Annotated in this window: 17 protein-coding genes; 6 read left to right on the top strand and 11 right to left on the bottom strand. The window is 38.3% G+C overall.

Annotated features, from left to right (window positions below; translation table 11 throughout):
• Positions 1–18 precede the first annotated feature (18 nt).
• Entirely contained in the window at positions 19–204 is a 186-nt protein-coding gene (locus tag EKM93_RS11005) for a YjzD family protein (RefSeq protein ID WP_125715638.1), read from the top strand.
• 146 nt (positions 205–350) lie between these two features.
• Positions 351–1,370: a GntR family transcriptional regulator gene (locus EKM93_RS11000; RefSeq protein WP_125715637.1), complete on the top strand. Its 1,020-nt coding sequence runs from the start codon at positions 351–353 to the stop codon at positions 1,368–1,370.
• A gap of 24 nt (positions 1,371–1,394) precedes the next feature.
• On the opposite strand, the gene EKM93_RS10995 is transcribed toward EKM93_RS11000, so the two are convergent.
• The 8 genes from EKM93_RS10995 to obgE form a co-directional block, all read right to left on the bottom strand.
• The gene (locus EKM93_RS10995; protein WP_125715636.1) at positions 1,395–2,114 is read right to left on the bottom strand and encodes a hypothetical protein; all 720 of its coding nucleotides are present in this window, start codon (positions 2,112–2,114) and stop codon (positions 1,395–1,397) included.
• A gap of 84 nt (positions 2,115–2,198) precedes the next feature.
• Positions 2,199–2,372: a 50S ribosomal protein L32 gene (gene rpmF / locus EKM93_RS10990; RefSeq protein WP_125715635.1), complete on the bottom strand. Its 174-nt coding sequence runs from the start codon at positions 2,370–2,372 to the stop codon at positions 2,199–2,201.
• A gap of 132 nt (positions 2,373–2,504) precedes the next feature.
• Entirely contained in the window at positions 2,505–5,117 is a 2,613-nt protein-coding gene (gene clpB, locus EKM93_RS10985; RefSeq protein ID WP_125715634.1) for an ATP-dependent chaperone ClpB, read from the bottom strand.
• A 90-nt stretch (positions 5,118–5,207) separates the two neighbouring features.
• A complete protein-coding gene (locus EKM93_RS10980; protein WP_125715633.1) occupies positions 5,208–5,597 on the bottom strand; it encodes a LapA family protein in 390 nt (129 codons plus the stop codon).
• Between the two features lie 25 nt (positions 5,598–5,622).
• Complete coding sequence (locus EKM93_RS10975; protein ID WP_125715632.1) at positions 5,623–6,429, bottom strand: SDR family NAD(P)-dependent oxidoreductase; 807 nt, start codon at positions 6,427–6,429, stop codon at positions 5,623–5,625.
• Complete coding sequence (gene rnz, locus EKM93_RS10970) at positions 6,398–7,363, bottom strand: ribonuclease Z (protein WP_125715631.1); 966 nt, start codon at positions 7,361–7,363, stop codon at positions 6,398–6,400. Before rnz ends, EKM93_RS10975 begins: the two co-directional genes overlap by 32 nt.
• Positions 7,364–7,479: 116 nt before the next feature.
• Entirely contained in the window at positions 7,480–9,450 is a 1,971-nt protein-coding gene (locus EKM93_RS10965; protein WP_125715630.1) for an acyltransferase family protein, read from the bottom strand.
• Positions 9,451–9,497: 47 nt separating this feature from the next.
• Positions 9,498–10,790, bottom strand: coding sequence for a GTPase ObgE (gene obgE, locus EKM93_RS10960; protein WP_125715629.1), 1,293 nt, complete (start codon positions 10,788–10,790; stop codon positions 9,498–9,500).
• Positions 10,791–10,990: 200 nt separating this feature from the next.
• On the opposite strand from obgE, the gene EKM93_RS10955 reads away from it, so the two are divergent.
• Genes EKM93_RS10955 through EKM93_RS10945 form a run of 3 tightly spaced genes read left to right on the top strand, consistent with a single transcriptional unit; the run spans position 10,991 to position 14,655 of the window.
• Positions 10,991–11,746, top strand: a complete 756-nt coding sequence (locus tag EKM93_RS10955; RefSeq protein WP_125715628.1) for a DeoR/GlpR family DNA-binding transcription regulator — start codon at positions 10,991–10,993, stop codon at positions 11,744–11,746.
• On the top strand, positions 11,743–12,663 hold the full coding sequence (gene pfkB, locus EKM93_RS10950; RefSeq protein ID WP_125715627.1) for a 1-phosphofructokinase: 921 nt from the start codon (positions 11,743–11,745) through the stop codon (positions 12,661–12,663). Before EKM93_RS10955 ends, pfkB begins: the two co-directional genes overlap by 4 nt.
• A gap of 21 nt (positions 12,664–12,684) precedes the next feature.
• Entirely contained in the window at positions 12,685–14,655 is a 1,971-nt protein-coding gene (locus tag EKM93_RS10945; RefSeq protein ID WP_125715626.1) for a PTS fructose transporter subunit IIABC, read from the top strand.
• Between the two features lie 90 nt (positions 14,656–14,745).
• Here EKM93_RS10945 and uvrC read toward each other — a convergent pair whose 3' ends face one another.
• From uvrC to EKM93_RS10930, 3 genes are all read right to left on the bottom strand, one after another.
• Positions 14,746–16,551: an excinuclease ABC subunit UvrC gene (gene uvrC / locus EKM93_RS10940; protein ID WP_125715625.1), complete on the bottom strand. Its 1,806-nt coding sequence runs from the start codon at positions 16,549–16,551 to the stop codon at positions 14,746–14,748.
• A gap of 129 nt (positions 16,552–16,680) precedes the next feature.
• Positions 16,681–17,421: an amino acid ABC transporter ATP-binding protein gene (locus EKM93_RS10935; protein WP_125715624.1), complete on the bottom strand. Its 741-nt coding sequence runs from the start codon at positions 17,419–17,421 to the stop codon at positions 16,681–16,683.
• Positions 17,414–18,880, bottom strand: coding sequence for an ABC transporter substrate-binding protein/permease (locus tag EKM93_RS10930; protein WP_125715682.1), 1,467 nt, complete (start codon positions 18,878–18,880; stop codon positions 17,414–17,416). Before EKM93_RS10930 ends, EKM93_RS10935 begins: the two co-directional genes overlap by 8 nt.
• A 172-nt stretch (positions 18,881–19,052) precedes the next feature.
• Between EKM93_RS10930 and EKM93_RS13525 the strand changes: the two genes are divergently transcribed.
• Positions 19,053–19,208: a hypothetical protein gene (locus tag EKM93_RS13525; protein ID WP_164507071.1), complete on the top strand. Its 156-nt coding sequence runs from the start codon at positions 19,053–19,055 to the stop codon at positions 19,206–19,208.
• Positions 19,209–19,333 lie beyond the last annotated feature (125 nt).

The raw sequence follows: 19,333 nt of genomic DNA, 5'->3' as shown, positions 1-19,333 counted from the left end.
GAAAGAAGGTACTTATTGATGCGTTACGTTATGATGGTATTTTGGGGCGTGGTTTTTGGCTTTATTATTGGTTTTATTGGTTCAGCACTAACACAAACAACCTTTATTCTCCAACAGTCATTAATCGTCGGTGGCGTTTTCGGCCTACTTGTTGGTTTTGTACCACCATTACTCGGTTGGTCTAAAAAGCTCAGCTCTAAATAACCAAGTCTAGTAAAAAAAGGAACTTGTTGTCGTTGACAGCAGGTTCTTTTTTAGTTAGAGATCTATTCAGACACTGTTAATCAGTATATCTTTTCAAGATAATATATGATATATTCATTATGTTAATTGAAATGAGGCTGATTTTAATGAAAAAAAATCTTTATCAAATCATTGTAGATGACCTTTCCCGAGATATTCATAATGGTACCCTACTACCTAACACAAAAATTCCGACGGAACAAGCGTTGGCAAAACAGTACCAAGTTAGCCGGATTACTTCTAAGCGCGCCCTAAATGACTTAGAAACTGCTGGTTTAATTTATCGTAAGCAAGGCTCTGGCAGTTTTGTCCAGCCAGACCAAATTACGACAACAGCGTCATCCGCAGCTATTGCCGCTAGTCCTGCCAAAAATGATATACTCTTAATTGTTATACCCACTAACAACGTCTCTGAACACGATGCCTTAGCCACCGCCTTAAATCTGGCGTTACAGCAAACCGCATCCACAACGATCTGCAAACTTGTTCTTGCAGATAAACTATTAGCCACTATTACCGAGCTAAAAACAGATACGCTTTCGGTGCTTTTATTGGGGGACCATTTTGATCATGATATGATATATCAATTATACGAATTGAATATATTCTTTTTCCAAGTTGCTACCATCCCCGATCCATTAGAACGACCGCAGCTTTTATTGTCGACTACCACTGCCATTCAAGATCTCTTAGATAATCTACCACAAACAGCCACTCAACTTTATTATTGTGGGTTAACCTCTGAGAATAATTATAGTGATCAAGCTCTTAAAATTGACCTTTTAAAACTAACCCGACAACATCCTGAATTCAAATTACATCTACTGGATACACTGACGGACCTTGAGCTTAATTCTGAGTTAAATAATGTTTTAATTTTTAGAGATTTTTATACTTTATTGACTTACCGCTTACAACAGTCCGTTGTCCCTTCTCCTCCGACTTACCTAGTAGCGACTACTTTGACTAGCGCTCAGCAATCGTTACTAAAAACTTTTAATTTCTCCACTTATGCTATTGATACAGACTACTTGTTAAAAGTAATACTTCAATCTTTAACAACCTTCAAAAAAAGCGCCACGATGGTTAATAATCCCATCATAAGCGCTAAAAAACTAACTGATTAATCAACTAATCTATTTATAAGTCCCTTAATGCGTGACATAAACATAAATATTCTTGTTAGAGAACGCCACGTCAAATTTGATCCCTTTAGATTCAATTGTATCTATCGTTGTTTTACCATTTTTAACATCTTTTGTTTTCTTCGCAAATTGTTTTAAGACCTTTTTTGCATCCGCACCAGTAACCCCTGCTAAAGTACCTAGGGTAGAACCAAATTCATTTAAACCCTTAGTCGTCTTTAGATTACTATTCTTGGCGATTAAAGTTAAGCCCATCAACTGTTGATTGGTAATAATTGCCCGAATTTGACCATTATCATTTTTGGCAATAACACCATTTAAATTTTTTGTAGTAGTTAATGTATCATTTAACTTTAAAGCAGTGGGGTTTTGCTGAGTTGCAAATTCATAAGTCATCACAAACTTAGACAATGCCATAATTGGTGTTGCCTTTTTAACAACTGTCTTTTTCGTAACTGCCCCTGCTTTTAATTGAACGGTTTGTGTCTGATTATTTCGTGATACTGAAATAATAAAGGCACCTGAATTCACTTTCGCCTTTTGCCAGTCGCCATCAGCAAGCTTATACTTTAATTTATCAGCGTTAGTCCGTCCCTTTATAATCGTTGCCATAGCTTCTGGCTGGTAACTAGACTTTACATTACTAATTGTATCTTTAGAACAGCCAGTTAACATAATCAGGATTACGGCAAGTAAACTAACAAGTCCATATTTCAATTGCTTCATTTTTTCTACCCACTTTTAAAAACTTAGTAAAATCAAGAAAAGACCAAGGAAAACTAGCATCCCTGGTCTTTTAATCGTCAAACATTAGTCATTTTTAATAACTTGTTGACCTTTATAATAGCCTTTTGGTGAAACATGATGACTTACGCGATATTCACCACTAGTGGCATCAAAATGTACGTTTGGCACACTCAATTTAATATGTCCACGACGCATACGTTTTTTTGTTTTAGATGTTCTTCTTGCTGGTACAGCCATTTTATTCAAACTCCTTTATATCTTAATTTTCAAACTGTGTTATTCTTTGGATCTCGTGAGATCGCTCCAGTTAGACTCTAAAAGCCCACAACTAGTATCATACTATGACTTTAGCCTTGAAGCAAGAAAAAATTACACTAGATCTTGGGAATCTTCACTTTTTTTACTTCTAAAAACCAGTTTATCATCTTTTAAGTCAATTGTAACGATCGAATTAGGTAAAATTGTACCACTAATAATTTCTTTAGCCAATGGCGTTTCTACATAATTTGTGATAAATCGTTGCAACGGCCGTGCCCCAAAAGCTGGTTCGTAGCCCTTTTCAGCTAACCACGTTTCTGCTGCCTCTGAAATTTCCAACTGAATGCCTTGACCTTTTAGACGCTCTGATAATTCTGCGGTCAATTTTTCAACAATTTCCTTAATGGCCGTCATCGTTAACGGTTGGAATAAAATAATATCATCAATTCGATTTAAGAATTCTGGTTTAAAATGTTGCTGCAATACGTGTTGTACGCTTTGCCGCGTATTATCATCAATACCTTGCTGAGACTGTTGTGCATCTAACAAAATTTCTGAACCAATATTCGAGGTCATAATGATAATGGTATTTTTGAAATCTACGGTTCGCCCTTGACTATCCGTTAAACGGCCATCATCTAAGACTTGCAACAAAATATTAAAGACATCTGGATGCGCTTTTTCGATTTCATCTAATAAGACAATCGTATACGGATTTCGCCGGACCGCTTCCGTTAATTGGCCCCCTTCTTCGTAACCGACATACCCTGGCGCTGCCCCAACTAACCGGGAAACCGCATATTTCTCCATATATTCACTCATGTCAATGCGTACCATATGCTTTTCTGAATCAAACAAATTCGCTGCTAAAGCTTTGGCTAGCTCTGTTTTACCCACACCGGTGGGCCCTAAGAATAAAAAGGAACCCAATGGTTTATCTGGATTTTGCAGACCTGCGCGACTTCTTAAAACCGCATCTGAGACAGATTGTACGGCTTCATCTTGACCAATAACTCTTTGATGCAAGGTGTCTGCCAAGTGCAGTAATTTTTGCCGGTCACTAGCCAACAGCTTATTTACTGGAATGCCCGTCTGACGACTAACAACTTCTGCAATTTCATCGGATGTCACCGATTCCTGCACTAAGTTACCTTCACTTGTTTCGGCATCCTCTAATGCTTTTAATTCAGCTTTTAACTGTGGTAATGTCCCATGTTGCAATCTAGCAGCGGTTTCTAAATCATAAGTTGCTTCCGCATCCTCTAGTTCATGCTTAACCTTATCAATCTGTGCCTTTTTGTCATTGATCGTATTAATTTCATTTTTTTCTGCATCCCATTTAGCATTTAAGGCTGTGATCTGCTCTTGTAAAACCGCTTTTTTAGCTTTTAAGTCTTTCAGTCGTGCTAATGACGGTGCATCTGTTTCCTTATTTAAAGCAGCTTCTTCAATTTGTAATTGCATCATCTTACGCGTTTGCTGATCCAACTCAGTGGGCATGGAATTCATCTCAACATTGATGTTGGCGCTAGCTTCATCTACGAGATCAATGGCTTTATCCGGTAAAAAGCGATCGGTGATATAACGGTTAGATAACGTTGCTGCGGCCACTAATGCATTATCATGAATCCGCACACCATGGAAAATCTCAAATCTTTCTTTTAAACCTCTTAAAATGGTAATAGTATCTCCCACAGTTGGTTCTTGAACCAACACCCGCTGAAAACGACGCTCTAAAGCTTTATCCTTTTCAATATTCTCCCGATATTCATCTAACGTTGTTGCCCCAATAAGATGCAGCTCACCTCTAGCTAACATCGGCTTTAAAATATTACCAGCATCCATTGAGCCTTCCGTTTTACCAGCACCAACAATGGTATGAATTTCATCAATAAATAAAATAATTCGACCTTCACTTTTAGTGACTTCTTTTAAAACAGTTTTAAGCCGTTCTTCAAATTCACCTCGATATTTTGCACCCGCAATCAAAGCACCCATATCTAAGGAGATGATTGTCTTATCCTTTAAATTATCTGGTACATCACCACGTACAATACGTTGGGCTAAACCTTCCACAATGGCTGTTTTACCAACACCGGGTTCCCCGATTAAGACGGGATTATTTTTCGTTTTCCGAGATAAAATTCGAATGACATTGCGAATTTCTTCATCCCGGCCAATAATTGGATCTTGTTTCCCAGAACGGGCAACTTTGACAAGATCCGTCCCATATTTCTCCAGTGATTGATACGTATCTTCCTGGTTTTTAGAAGTAATCCGTTCATTGCCTCGTAAATTTTGAATGGCTTTTTTTAATTGATCGCTTGTTAAACCATGATCGGTTAAATATTTTGTTAAAGGCTGGTACTTCTGAGCCATTAATGCCAATGGTAATATGTCCACCGCAATATAATCATCTTTGAAAGTCTGCCGAATCTTATCTGCATCCGTTAACAATTGATAAAAATTGCGGCTTAAGTTTTGACCATAATTACTTTGGCCCTCAACGACTGGAATTTGATCTAACTGCTGATCAATTGTTTTTTCAAAATCATCAGGATCAATCCCGACTTGCTTCAATAAATCTACTAATAATTCACCGGGTTGAACTAATATTTTAAATAGGTGTGCTAAATCAACTTCAGTATGGCGTCTTGTTGCCGCAACTTGTTGGGCTTGGGCAATTGCTTCTTGAACGGCTTGTGTCAAAATATCTGGATTCAATATTCATCGCTCCTTTTTCTTTGAGTATAGCAAAAAAAGAGTCTCTGTTAGACTCTTTTTTTAGTTTTTTCAATTAAACTTACCAAAGGCCTAAGCTTTTGGTGCAGCAGTATTTGTTTTATCCGTTAATTCTGCTTTCAAATTTTCAATTTCTTTATCTTTTTCAGTGAGCTGTGCTTTGAATTGTTCCGAATTTTCAGCAACTGCTGCTTCAATTGCTTGATCTTGCTGTGTTTCCAGTTGTTCTACTTTACCTTGCATTGCCTTAAGTTCTTTTTTAGTGCTGTAATTACCAGTTGTTGCAAATAAATAGGTCACTAACGCCCCTAATAAGATACAAATAAATAAAATAATAATGAGTGGCAATTTAATAGATGCCACGACAAAGTTAATCATCACTGGATCATTATTAAATAAGGCAAAAATTACTAAAACAATCGCAATCACTAGCGCAATTACAAAATTTCGTTGTTTATTCATTCAAACGCATCCCCCAGCCACTAAATTATTTTTTATCAAATAATGTACTTGCTAAATAATCGCCCACTCTTGGAAAAAGATCATAGAAATGGGCCGCTACATTCATAATTAATGGTACATTAATTTCACGTACTGTAAAACCAACCGCATTAATCATCCGTTGGGCTAATTTATCAGGATCCAACGTAATTTGGCCCACTTTTTCCAAATAATTACCAGATTTATCCGCAATATTAAAGAAATTCGTATCTACAGGACCTGGATTAATTGTTGTCACTTGAATGTTAAACGGTCTCAATTCCAAGCGTAAACCGTTTGCATAGCCAACTACCGCAAATTTGCTAGCTGAATAAATTGCACTTTTAGCAGTGGCGATTTTACCAGCCATTGAGCCTAACAGGAAGATATGTCCAGGCCGACCCATCATCGAGCGGGCGACTAAGCGGGTTATATAAATCGTGCCTAATAGATTCACTCGAATCATTTTTTCAATCAACTTCGGATCAGTATCTACGGTATTTTCAAAATTACCAAAGCCGGCTGCATTGATCAAAACATCAATTGGGCCAACTTGTGTGGTTACTGCCTGGCAGAAAGTTTCAATGCTGTCGGGATCACCGATATCTAATGTATAGGCATAAGCCGCATGTTTTGATAATAGCTGGCATTCCCGTCTAACTGTTTCCAACTTTTCCATATTTCGAGCAGCTACGACAACCACTGCCCCTCGTTGCGCTGCTTGAAAAGCGCAGGCTCGACCAATACCAGAAGAACCACCGGTAATAACGACTACTTTTTCATTAAGATTCTTTAATGCTGCTAATTTTTTCATGAGCTGTCCTCTTCTTAAAGGGAATATCAATAATATCAAAGTCCGAAACAACCCGCGTATTGGCAAAAGCACTTTGCGCATCTTGAATTAATTCATAAATTTTGCGACCAACATAACGCGCTGAAATATGTGTCAGCAGTAATTGTTGAACATTTGCTTTTTGTGCCAATTTTGCAGCTTGAATATTTGTGGAGTGATAGTATTGTTTTGCCAATTTTGCTTCATTTTTGCCAAATGTGCTTTCATGGACCAGTACATCCGCATCTTGCGCAAGCGCCATAATCGATGCGGTTTGCCGAGTGTCCCCTAAGATCGTAACAATTCGGCCTGGTTGTGCTTCTGTAATATAGTTATGACCATCAATCTGACGACCATCACTTAAAATTACTTTTTCACCTGCTTTTAGTTTAGCATAAATCGGCCCTGCCGGAATATGGTCTGCTTGTAATTTATCCACCAATAAAACACCAGGATGCGGTTTTTCGACAATTCGATAGCCATAGCTTTTAATTCGATGATCTAATAAATCAGCCACTACCGTAAAGGTCTGATCATCCAAAATCGTCCCCGGCTGAACAGTCACAAAACTTAACGGATAGCTTAATCGGGTTTCTGAAACACGCAATGCTGTCCGTACAAAATCTTGTACCCCTTCTGGGCCATAAATTGTTAATGGCTCATCGCCACCTTGAAAAGAACGGCTAGATAACAGGCCGGGCAATCCAAATAAATGATCCCCATGTAGATGGGTAATGAAAATTTTAGTAATCTTTCTTGGCCGAATTGTTGTTTGTAAAATTTGATGCTGTGTGGCTTCACCCACATCAAATAACCAAACTTCATTGCGCTCCGCCAATAGTTTTAAGGCAATACTTGTTACATTTCTTTGCTTCGCTGGTGAACCAGCGCCTGTACCTAAAAATTCTAACTCCATGAATAACTTCCTATTCTTTACAAAATACAGCAATCTAAAAGTAACGAAATAGGAAAATGATCAGTTTACCTAAGTACGTCTAACATAAAAGATTAGATGAACTCACCTTTGTTACTTTAATTTGAAACTGGATCTTCTAAAATGTGTTTGGCAATGAAGGCTGCATAATAAGGCCCACCGTCTGTATTTGGATGGACACGGTCGTCATAGAACCATTCATCGTGACTGTTTGAATAACCATACCAGTCAATAACCGTCAAGTTTTTATATTTTTTAACCGCATCCTGTAAAGTTGCATTGACATTATTTTGCCAATCTCTTGTAGGAACGCGGACATTGATCCAATAAACATGCCGTTGCGGCCCAAAAACACGCATCAATTGATCCATTTGATCTGGTGTAAATGGTCCGTTTGTTCCCAAACCGACTAATACAGTATCCGCTAAAATACCTTTATCTGCTAAAGCTTGGGCCTCTCCTGGAACAGCGGTCATTTGTTTGCCCACGTCTGCTTTCATAATCATTTGTGGGAAAATTCGTTGCAACATACTTTGACCATCTAACATGACAGAATCACCAAAAGCCGTAATTTGCAGATTTTGCGCTTTTTGTAATTCAATTTGGGATAACCCGTATTTTTCCAAATCCTTGTTTACCGGATGGGCTTTGGCTTGTTTTTCTAATGATTTTTGTGTTGCTAAACTCGCCGACTTACTCAACGAAGCATTTTTAGCCAGCTTTAATTTTTCTGCGTTAGCTTCCTTAGCCTTCTGTGCTAAGCTGGCGTTGCGTTTTGAATTATCTTTTTTATTTTTATTAATTTTTTGTGCCAATTCAGAATTATTGGCTTTGGCCGGTTTAACCGTGGTCGCTTGTGCAACACCGGTTAAGCCTAAAGCCAAGATAACGACACAAATACCTGAAACAACTTTAGTAGCAGTGGACTGAGCATTTTTTAGTGAGAATAATTGCTTAAAGAAAACTTTAGTCTGACTGTAATCAAACTTAGCCATTGGTTGCTCAATAAACCGAAAAGATAGTTCACTGATTACTAAAATAATAATTGCTTCTGTAATGTGATAAGCAACTTGGTGTTCTGCAATATTGGTCATTTTGGATTCAAAGAAAATCATCACTGGAAATTGGTACAAGTAAATCCCATAACTTCTTGAACCGATCCAATGAAACAGCCTATTGGTAAAAATACTATTCCAATCTGCACCCGGATGGGCAATGACCCCCACTAAGACAGTGGCTAAAAAGGTAAATAGGAACATCCCGCCACGATATAATGCAGCCCCTTGATCTGTAAGCTGCATGAATAAAAAGGCCATTCCTACAAAACATACAATACCAATAGTATCTAATAATACTCGATCGCGCCGTTCAATATCTTGGCGTAAATGACTACTAGGCCAAATGACTGCCAAGGCACAACCGAATAGAATGCTAAACATCCGGGTATCTGTCCCATAATAAACCCGGCTGGCATCTACTGTTGGTTGGTATAAAAAGGCCATCAATAAGCCAGAAGCCACTGCTAAAATCATAATGATATTGAAAATATGTGACCGTTTTTTTAAGACCTTTAATAAAACAAGCAACAAAATCGGCCAAACAATATAAAACTGGCCTTCAATAGACAAGGTCCATAAATGGGTGAACGGCGATTCATTATTGGCAAAGCGTTCAAAATAAGATTGTCCATTGGCAATTTGCCACCAGTTATAAACATTTAACAAATTGGTTAAAACAATTTTATGCAGATTTTCTAATAAATTACGTTGAAATAAAACAATGTAAGCGCCTGTCGTAAATAAGACGGCACATAAACCTGGATAAAGTCGCTTCAATCGTTTTTTATAGAATGTTTTAAAATCAAATGAACTCTTTTGCTGATACTGCTTCACAAGTTGGTCTGTAATCAAATAACCAGAGATTATGAAAAAAATTGGTACCCCAAGATAGCCACCTTTAAAAACATTTGGATTCATGTGGTATAAAATGACACCTAATACGCCCAGTGCCCGCAGACCATCAAACCCAGTGATGTATCTGCGTTTTTGTATTGGTTGCTTTTCGTTCATCCTGCCTAACCCTCAATTTCTACTTCCCGTTATATAACACTGTACTACTAATCAATAAACTCAAATGTAAAGTCATCAATTGTCACGGAATCACCATTTTTAGCACCAGCCGCCCGTAAAGCTTCTTCTACACCCATAGACTTTAATTGGCGCGCAAAACGTAAAATGCTATCGTCGTGATTCAAATTGGTCATCTTGTAGAGCCGTTCAACTTTTTCACCAGTGACTACAAAAGTACCATCTTCATCTTTAGTAACTTCAAAGTCTTTAGACTGATCTGCTTCAAATGTATACAGTTTTGTTTCATCTTCAATTTTTGTAATTGTTTTAGGTACCGTTGCTAATGCATCTGCAGTAACCTCTAGTAGTTGCTGTACCCCTTTATGCGTCACACTAGAAATTGAATAGATTTGTAAATTTTTGATACTTTCTACAGTCTGTAATTGCGCTTTAAACGTTTCAAAGCGTTCTTGTGACCCGGGTAAATCCATCTTTGTAGCGACAACTAATTGCGGCCGTTGTAAAATAGTCGCATCATAAGACGCCAGTTCATGATTAATTTGATTAAAATCATCAATTGGTTCCCGGCCATTATCTGGATCCATATCTACAAGATGCAAAATAACCCGTGTTCTTTCAACGTGGCGCAAAAATTGAAAGCCAAGGCCCACCCCATTTGAGGCACCTTCAATTAAACCTGGTAAATCAGCCATTACAAAATCACGGCCATCTGACAACTGAACCATCCCTAAATTAGGGACTAGGGTTGTAAAATGATAAGCCGCAATTTTAGGCTTCGCACTTGTTGCTACTGATAATAGTGTGGATTTCCCAACAGATGGATAACCGACTAAGCCGACATCTGCTAAAACCCGCAATTCTAACTTAACTTCCAATTCTTCACCAGGCTCGCCGTTTTCAGCGATTTCTGGTATCCGATTCTTGGCACTTGCAAAATGGATATTTCCACGACCGCCACGGCCACCTTTAGCGACAACAAGTTCTTGACCGATTTCAGTTAAATCGCCAATTACTGCATCTGTAGCGACGTTTTTGACTAATGTCCCTTCTGGAACTTTAATCACTGTATCTTCGGCACCACGGCCGTACATCCCTTTTATCATACCATTTTCGCCACTGGCCGCCTTGAAATGACGTTTGTAACGAAAATCCATTAACGTTCTTAAACCTGGATCTACTTTTAAAATAATGCTGCCGCCTTTTCCGCCATCACCGCCGGCTGGACCACCGTTGGGTACATACTTTTCATGACGGAAGGCAACAGAACCGTCGCCGCCTTTTCCGGCTTTGACTTGAATTTTGACTTGATCGACAAACATTGATTTCTCCCTTTCGCTATACCTGTACTATCTTACTTATTTTAACAGGAAAAGTAAATATAACATAGCATAAAAATTCTTATTAATAATGTTTTAACCATTGCCATCAAAAACTTCATGAATGCTTTTGATTGTTTTTGAATGTTTTTGTTGCTTTTTTGATGTGTAGCGTTTACAATATGGTCATGGAGTTGAGTGATATGTTAACTGAAGAACGACAAAACTATATTCTACAGTGCTTAAGAACCCAGAAAATTGTAAAATCTCAAGAAATTATCGCTCGAACGAAGGCTTCTGAATCCACAGTTCGTCGAGATTTAAGAGAATTAGAACACCAAGGCTTGCTGACTCGAATTCATGGGGGTGCTAAAAGAATTGACAGTTTATTGGATGAACCGAGTCAGATGTTAAAGGCCAATACAAACTTGACTGAAAAACATCAAATTGCCCAATACGCTGCTAAAAAAGTCCATCCCCACGATATCCTTTACTTAGATGCCGGGACAACAATCCAAGCAATGATTCCTTACTTAGATCCAGATTTGAATTTGACGATTGTTACAAATGGAATTGATACCGCTTCAATGCTGGCAGAAACAGAATTGAAAGTTATTCTAATTGGCGGTCAAGTTAAAAATTTAACAAAAGCGGTTATTGGTTCTAAGGCTATTGAACAATTGAGTGATTATCGCTTTGACATTGCTTTTGTTGGTACGAATGGAATTGATTTAAATTATGGTTATTCCACGCCAGATCCTGAAGAGGCTGTTTTAAAGCGGACGATCCTTAAACAAACCGCTAATAAATATATTTTAGCGGATGTTAGTAAATTTGGTCATGTGGCTTTTGACCGCTTTGCACAATTAAATGAAGCAAAGATTATTACATCCGTTGTACCAAATGATTTTCAAGCACTTTTCCAAAAAACGCATATTGAGGAGGTCAATGATCGTTGATTTATACAATTACAGCTAATCCATCTATTGATTATGTTGTTACCGCGGATACTTTAACCTTAGGTACAATTAATCGTTTGAACACCAGTGTTTCATTACCAGGTGGGAAAGGCATTAATGTTTCTCGAATTTTAGATCAGTTAGATTTAGAAACTACGGCTTTAGGCTTTGTTGGTGGTTATACAGGTGCTTTCATCAAATCTACGCTACAAGCAGATCACTTGACTACAAACTTCACTGAAGTTGCTGAAGACACGCGAATCAATATCAAAATCAACGCCGACCAAGAAACGGAAATTAATGGCCAGGGCCCTAAAGTTACATCAGCTGAAGTTGAGACTTTTAAAACAACTTTAGAAACTGTTTTAAAACCTGGTGATGTCGTCGTTATGTCCGGTAGTCTGCCGCCAAATTTACCAGAAACCTTCTATAAAGATTTGATTCCACTAATTAAAGCTAAAAATGCCGACTTTGTCATTGATACAACCGGTCAAGCTTTACTGGATACATTAAGTGCACAGCCATTAGTCGTCAAACCCAATCATCATGAGTTGGCTGAATTATTTCAGACTGAACTACACAGCTTATCAGAAATTGCTGCTTATGGCCGTAAACTATTAGATTTAGGTGCCAAAAATGTTTTAATCTCAATGGCTGGTGACGGTGCGTTATTGATCACCAAAGCTAAAACTTACTATTCTAAAGCACCTGTTGGGACTGTGGTTAATTCTGTAGGTGCTGGTGATTCAATGATTGCTGGCTTCACAGGCACTATGGCCACCACCAATGACCCACAAAATAGTTTCAAAATTGGTTTAGCCTGCGGCAGTGCCACGGCATTCACCAAAGATTTAGCAACTAAAGCACAAATTGATGCCCTCTTACCGCAAATTGTCATTACTGAATTTAAGGCTTAGTTAACCGGGAGGATTACTTAAATGGACATTAGAGATCTATTATTAAAAGACGTTATGATCATGGATTTAAAGGCGACTACTAAACAAGCCGCCATCGATGAATTAGTACACCAATACTATGAAAAAGGCATTATTGACGATGAAGCAGCTTACAAAGCAGATATCGTTAAACGTGAAGCCTTGTCTACAACGGGGATTGGGGACGGCATTGCTATGCCCCACGCTAAAAATAGCGCTGTTAAACGAGCTACTGTCTTGTTCGCTAAAAGTGAAAAAGGTGTAGATTATGAAGCTTTAGACGGTCAACCCGTTTATTTATTCTTCATGATTGCTGCCCCAGAAGGTGCCAATAATGAGCACTTACAAGCATTAGCTGCCCTTTCTTCTTTATTAATTGATCCAGATTTAGTTGCTGCTTTGAAAAAAGCACAAACCCCTGATGAAGTGCAACAACTTTTCGGGGATGCACAAGCAGCTAAAGAACAAAAAGAAGCTGAAGAAGAAGCGGCCGAACAGGCAAAAGCCGCAGAACAAGCTAAACATACAGATGAAGCGGCAGAAACTGAGCGACCATTCATTGTTGCCGTAACCGCTTGTCCAACAGGGATTGCCCATACGTATATGGCTGAAGCTGCTTTAAAGAAACAAGCTGAAGCGATGAATGTCGATATCAAAGTTGAAACCAATGGTTCTGAAGGCGTTAAACATTTATTAACTGCTGATGAAATTAATCGGGCCACCGGGGTTATCGTTGCGGCTGATAAAAAAGTCGAAATGGCTCGTTTTGATGGTAAACATCTGTTAAATCGGCCAGTTACTGAAGGCATTAATAAACCCGAAGAACTAATTCAAACAACTTTAGATCAAAAAGGCCCTATCTACCATAGTGATGGTGCTGCTGAAACTACTAATGAAAGCTCTGAACAACGCTCTGTTGGTAGCCAGATCTACGCCAACTTAATGAATGGGATTTCAAATATGCTACCATTCGTTGTTGGTGGTGGGATTTTGATGGCCATTTCCTTCCTATTAGAACAAAGTGTTGGCCCTAAATCTGTTTGGTTCGTCTTTCCTAATACAATTGGGACGTATGCTTTTAACTTCTTAATTCCAGTATTAGCCGCTTATATCGCCGTTTCTATCGGTGATCGACCAGCATTGATGCCAGGGTTTGTCGGTGGTTTTATGGCCTCGCAAGCTGCAGCCAGTGTCTTCCCTTCTAACAGTCCGGCCGGTTTCTTAGGTGGTTTAGCCGCAGGTTTCATTACCGGTTACGTCATGATCGGCTTAAAGAAACTTTTCAAAAATCTCCCCCATACACTGGATGGCTTAAAACCTATTTTGATTTTCCCAGTCCTAGGCTTACTCATTGTCGGCGCGATCATGTACTTTGCCGTTGATCCTGTATTCGCTATTATTAACGCCGGGATTACTTCATTCCTTAAAGGGATGGGTACTGGTAACGCCGTCTTATTAGGGATTGTCCTTGGTGGGATGATGTCCATCGATATGGGTGGTCCTTTCAACAAAGCAGCTTATACTTTCGCTATCGCGGCTTATACAGCCACTGGTGATGGTACATTGATGGCCGCTGTCATGGCCGGTGGGATGGTTCCACCTTTAGCAACAGCCATTGCCACAACTTTTTGGAAAAACAAATTTACCGAAGACGAACGTCGTGCTGGGATCAGTAACTACGTTTTAGGGATTTCTTTCATCACTGAAGGTGCCATTCCATTTGCTGCCAGTGATCCATTGCACGTTATTACATCCAGTGTGATTGGTTCCGCGATTGCCGGTGGTTTAACGCAATTCTGGCATGTCAACGTTCCTGCACCCCATGGTGGGATCTTCGTTATTGCTTTAGCTAATAAGCCATTATTATACTTCCTATCTTTCCTAATCGGTTCAGTTATTGCCGGTGTGATCTTAGGTATTTGGCGGCCAGTACGCAAAGATGCTGAAGTTGTTGCTGAAAAGCAAGCTGCTTAACTTTTAAAAATAAGTCAACTTAAATAATCGTAAGTTTTAGATTCGAATTGAATTTAAAACCTACGATTATTTTTAGTTATAGCCATTTTATTAAACTTTAGTGGTATTAGTTAAAGAGACCTTAATCATCTGGGCAATATTTTTAGGAATACCCAGTGCTTGTATATCTTCTAAGGAGGCCTCTTTAATTTTACTCAAAGAACCGAATTCTTTTAATAACTTTGTCCGTGTCTTTGGGCCAACTCCTTTAATAGATTCCAACTGTGAACTCAAACTATTTTTAGCATGGGTTCGCCTATGGAATGTAATGACAAAACGATGGACTTCATCTTGAATTCGTTGCAACAAGTAAAATCCTTGGCTTTTATGGTCTAAAGCAACTTCATAAATAGCATCATCTGGACCGAATAATAAACCAGCCGTTTTATGTTTGTCATTCTTGACCATCCCGGCTACCGGAATGTGTAAATCTAATTCGTTTTCTAAAACATCCCGAGCCGCTAATAACTCAATTTGACCACCATCCATCAAAATTAACGCCGGTAATGCCGCATGTTCCTTTAATAATCGACTATAACGACGTCGAATTACTTCTCGCGTATTACTCGCTTCATCCGCCCCGTTTTGATGTTCTACTTCACCTTTTAATTTGTATTTTCGATATAATTTTTTAGCTGGACGGCCGTCTTGAAAAACAACCATCGCCGAAACCGGATCTTGTCCCATAATATGCGAATGATCAAAAGCTTCAATGGTGTGCCCGCTTGGAATACCGAGTGCTTTAAAAATTTCATCTTGAGCGCCGGAAGTTTTGCTTTCATCCAATTCCATTAAACGGAATTTCTCGTCTAAAACTAACTTCGCATTTTTCTTAGCTAACGCTAATAACGCCCGCTTTTCCCCTCTTTGCGGCGTTCTAGTAGGAATATTTAACACCGTTTCAATTGTTTCAGCCTCTAAATTAGCTGGTACTAGAATTTCTTTAGGCGGCAAATTATTTTTACGATTATAAAATTGTAAAATAAAAGTGGTTAAAGCTTCCACTGGATCGTTGATAATCGGTAAAACTCGCTTTTCTCGTTTCATCAACTTAGCTTGCCTTATAAAAAAGACTTGAATAGAAATATAACCTTTATCATAATAAAAATTAAAAATATCTCTTGGTGTATGATCGTTTGAAATAATCTTTTGTCGTTCTACAGTTTGTTCAATATAACGAATTTGATCTCGCAATTCCCCTGCACGCTCATATTGCATGGCCGCAGCAGCGGTTTGCATTTTCTCGCTTAATTCCCGTTTAACACTGGTCACATTTCCATTTAAAAAGCGCTTAATTTTTTCAATTTGTGCTGCGTACACTTCTTCTGGTACCTCTTTAAAACAAGCACCTAAGCATTGCCCCATATGATAATACAAACAAGGTCGGCCTAGATGGCCTTGGCAGCGACGCAACGGATATACTTTTTGGATAAAACGAACCGTCTCCTCAGCCGCATATACGTTAGGATAAGGTCCAAAATAATAAGCCCCATCCTTAGCAATTTTACCAGTAATCATAATCACCGGGTCCCGCTCATTAGTGATTTTAATATAAGGGTATCCCGTACCTTGTTTTAAACGAATATTATAATAAGGCTGATGTTTTTGAATTAATGTGATCTCTAACAAAAAAGCTTCCTTATCCGTTGACGTAATAATCGTTTCAAAATCTCGAATTTCCGAAACTAATTTTTCTGTTTTTCCAGTATGACTGCTCTTAAAATAAGAACGGACACGATTTTTTAGATTTTTAGCCTTACCGACATAGATGATGTGTCCATTAACGTCTTTCATCATGTAACATCCTGGCAAACCAGGAAGTAAGGCTAATTTATGTTCAATATGTTCTGAAGCCATAGTTATCACTTCCTATTTTTAGGCCGTTTTAATAATAATAATAATTCAGTATTCGTACCCCTTATTGTACAAATAAAAAGTGCGCTTGGCAACACACGTTCTGCCAAACACACTTTACTTATTTTTAAATTATTGTGCTAAAACTCGAGATAAGAAATCTTTTGTCCGATCATTTTTAGGATGATCAAAAATATCTTCTGGTGTGCCTTTTTCGGCAATGTTGCCACCATCCATAAACCAAACTTCATCCGCAACTTCTCTAGCAAAGCCCATTTCATGAGTGACGACAATCATCGTCATCCCGCCAGCAGCTAAGTCTTGCATAACTTTCAAAACTTCACCAACCATTTCAGGGTCTAAGGCACTAGTTGGTTCATCAAACAACATTACATCCGGATCCATCGCTAGTGCTCTCGCGATAGCTACCCGTTGCTGTTGGCCCCCAGATAAACTATCTGGGTAAGCGTCTTTCTTATCGGCCAAGCCGACTTGTGCCAATAGTTCTAGTGCTTTTTTCTGTGCATCAGCTTCACTTTGGCCTTTAACCCGTTTTGGTGCCAATGTTAAATTATCTAAAACATTCATATTTGAAAATAGGTTAAAACTTTGGAATACCATGCCCATTTTTTCTCGAATGTCATCTAATTGTTTTTCACCTAAATTAGTCAATTCTGTGCCTTCAAAGAAGACTTTACCAGAAGTTGGTGTTTCTAAAAGATTTAAACATCTTAGGAAGGTACTTTTACCGCCACCAGAAGGCCCGATAACAACGATCACTTGACCGCTGTTCACCACACCGTCAATTCCGGTTAAAACTTCATTTTTATCATATGCCTTTTTTAGGCTTTCAACTTTTACCATTTCAGTCATGCTGCATCTTCCTTTCAGCCCGATTTAAAATTCTAGATAATGTGAAGGTCAAGATGAAATAGATCACCATCGCAACCGCAATTGGCGCCACGCCACGATAAGTCGCTGCCTGAACTGCCCGTAATTGATAAATCAAATCGGTTACCCCGATAATTGAAACAATAGAACTTTCCTTAATTAAGGAAATAAATTCATTCCCTAATGATGGCCAAATAATTTTAACGGCTTGCGGTAAAACAATCGTCCGCATAGCATCTGTTTTTGACATACCTAAAGAACGAGCGGCTTCAATTTGACCATTCGGTACAGAATCAATCCCGCCACGAATAATTTCAGCTACATAGGCGGCACTGTTTAAAGCAACTGCGACTACGCCGGCAAAGAATGCAGGAATATTATTCCATAATAAACCAATCCCAAAATAAACAAACATTACTTGAATCATTAAAGGTGTACCTCGAACGAATTCGATGTACCAAACTGAAGGATAATGGAAAATTTTCTTTTTGCTTAAACGTCCTAAAGCAAAGATGGCCCCTAAAAGTACCCCAAAGAATACGGCAATTAAAGTGATCAGCAATGTATAGCCAATCCCTTTAGCAAAATAAGACCAATAATGTAACATAGACGTATTTTGTGTGTTCTCAGACATATATTGCCCGGCATTATCAATATAACCCTTTGTTAGGTTTTTTGCCTTAATTTGGGCAATTGATTTGTTGGCTGCCGCAACTAAAGTACCTGAATTTTTAGAAAAAGCAATAGCGGTAGATGTTTCATCGCCACCCAAATCAAATTTAGCATCAATCATTGCCAGTCGGCTATCATTAGAAACATAGGCCCGGGCAACGGCATCTTCGGCAACAATCCCATCAATTTTATTCGTTTCTAATGATAAAATTAAATCGGTTACTTTCGTCAATGCTTTTAAATTAGATTTTTTCATCTGCTTTTTAGCTAAGTCTTGTTGCAAGCTCCCAGTCTGTACACCAACTTGTTTGTTAACAAATGAATTCTTATCTTTGTATAAACTCTTATCCTGCTTACGCACAATAATGGCTTGACCTGCATTATAATATGGTTCGGAGAAATCAACACTTTGTTTTCTTTCCTCTGTTGGTGTCATCGCTGATAAAACCATATCTACTTTGTGTGTTTCCAAAGCAACTAATAAACTATCAAAATCCATTTGCTTAACTTTGAGTTTTACCCCTAAGTCATCCGCAATTTTTTGAGCAACTTGCACATCCATCCCAACGACTTTATTTTTGCCGTCGACTTTGGTGATAAATTCATAAGGCGGATAGTCTGGACTAGTCCCCATGACTAAAGTTCCCTTGTCCTTTACCCGTTGTAACGAATCATCTGCCGCATGGACTGTCTGCGGTGTAAAACTTAAAATCATCCCCAGCAACATTACTATTGCTGCAAAAACCAAATTTGCCTTCTTCTTATTCATTTTCACTATCAAAACTCCCATAAAAAACTTAATAAAAGTTATTATACAACTATTTTAATTTTTATTCAATAATTATCTGTACTTTTTGATATTTATGCATCGTAGTTTTATCTATAAGAGTTGAGTTTTAATTAAATTTTGTTATGATAGTAATTAAGAAAGGACTGATTATATGGGTTTAGTAGCTAGACGCAATGTCGATTTGAATGGCTTATTAGATAGTTTTGCCAGTGTCCCCGACTTAGAAAAAGATAAAAAGCAGAAAAAAGAAACAGCTAAAGCTGAAGACAAAAAGAAATCAACTAAAAAAGCTGACAAAAAAGATTAATCTTTAATAGAGTGCCATTCTACCCGCTGACAGGTTTTGTATTGAAACTGTCAATGGCGATGTAAAAATGTAGGTTTATGGCGGTTAGAAAATGTAGGTTTTAGGCGGTCAATCGGCACCCTTCA

The sequence above is a fragment of the Agrilactobacillus yilanensis genome (assembly GCF_003946725.1).
GTDB classification, from domain to species: Bacteria; Bacillota; Bacilli; order Lactobacillales; family Lactobacillaceae; genus Agrilactobacillus; species Agrilactobacillus yilanensis.
The sequence above is the reverse complement of the archived record's forward strand: the minus strand, read 5'-3'. Positions and strand labels throughout refer to the sequence as shown.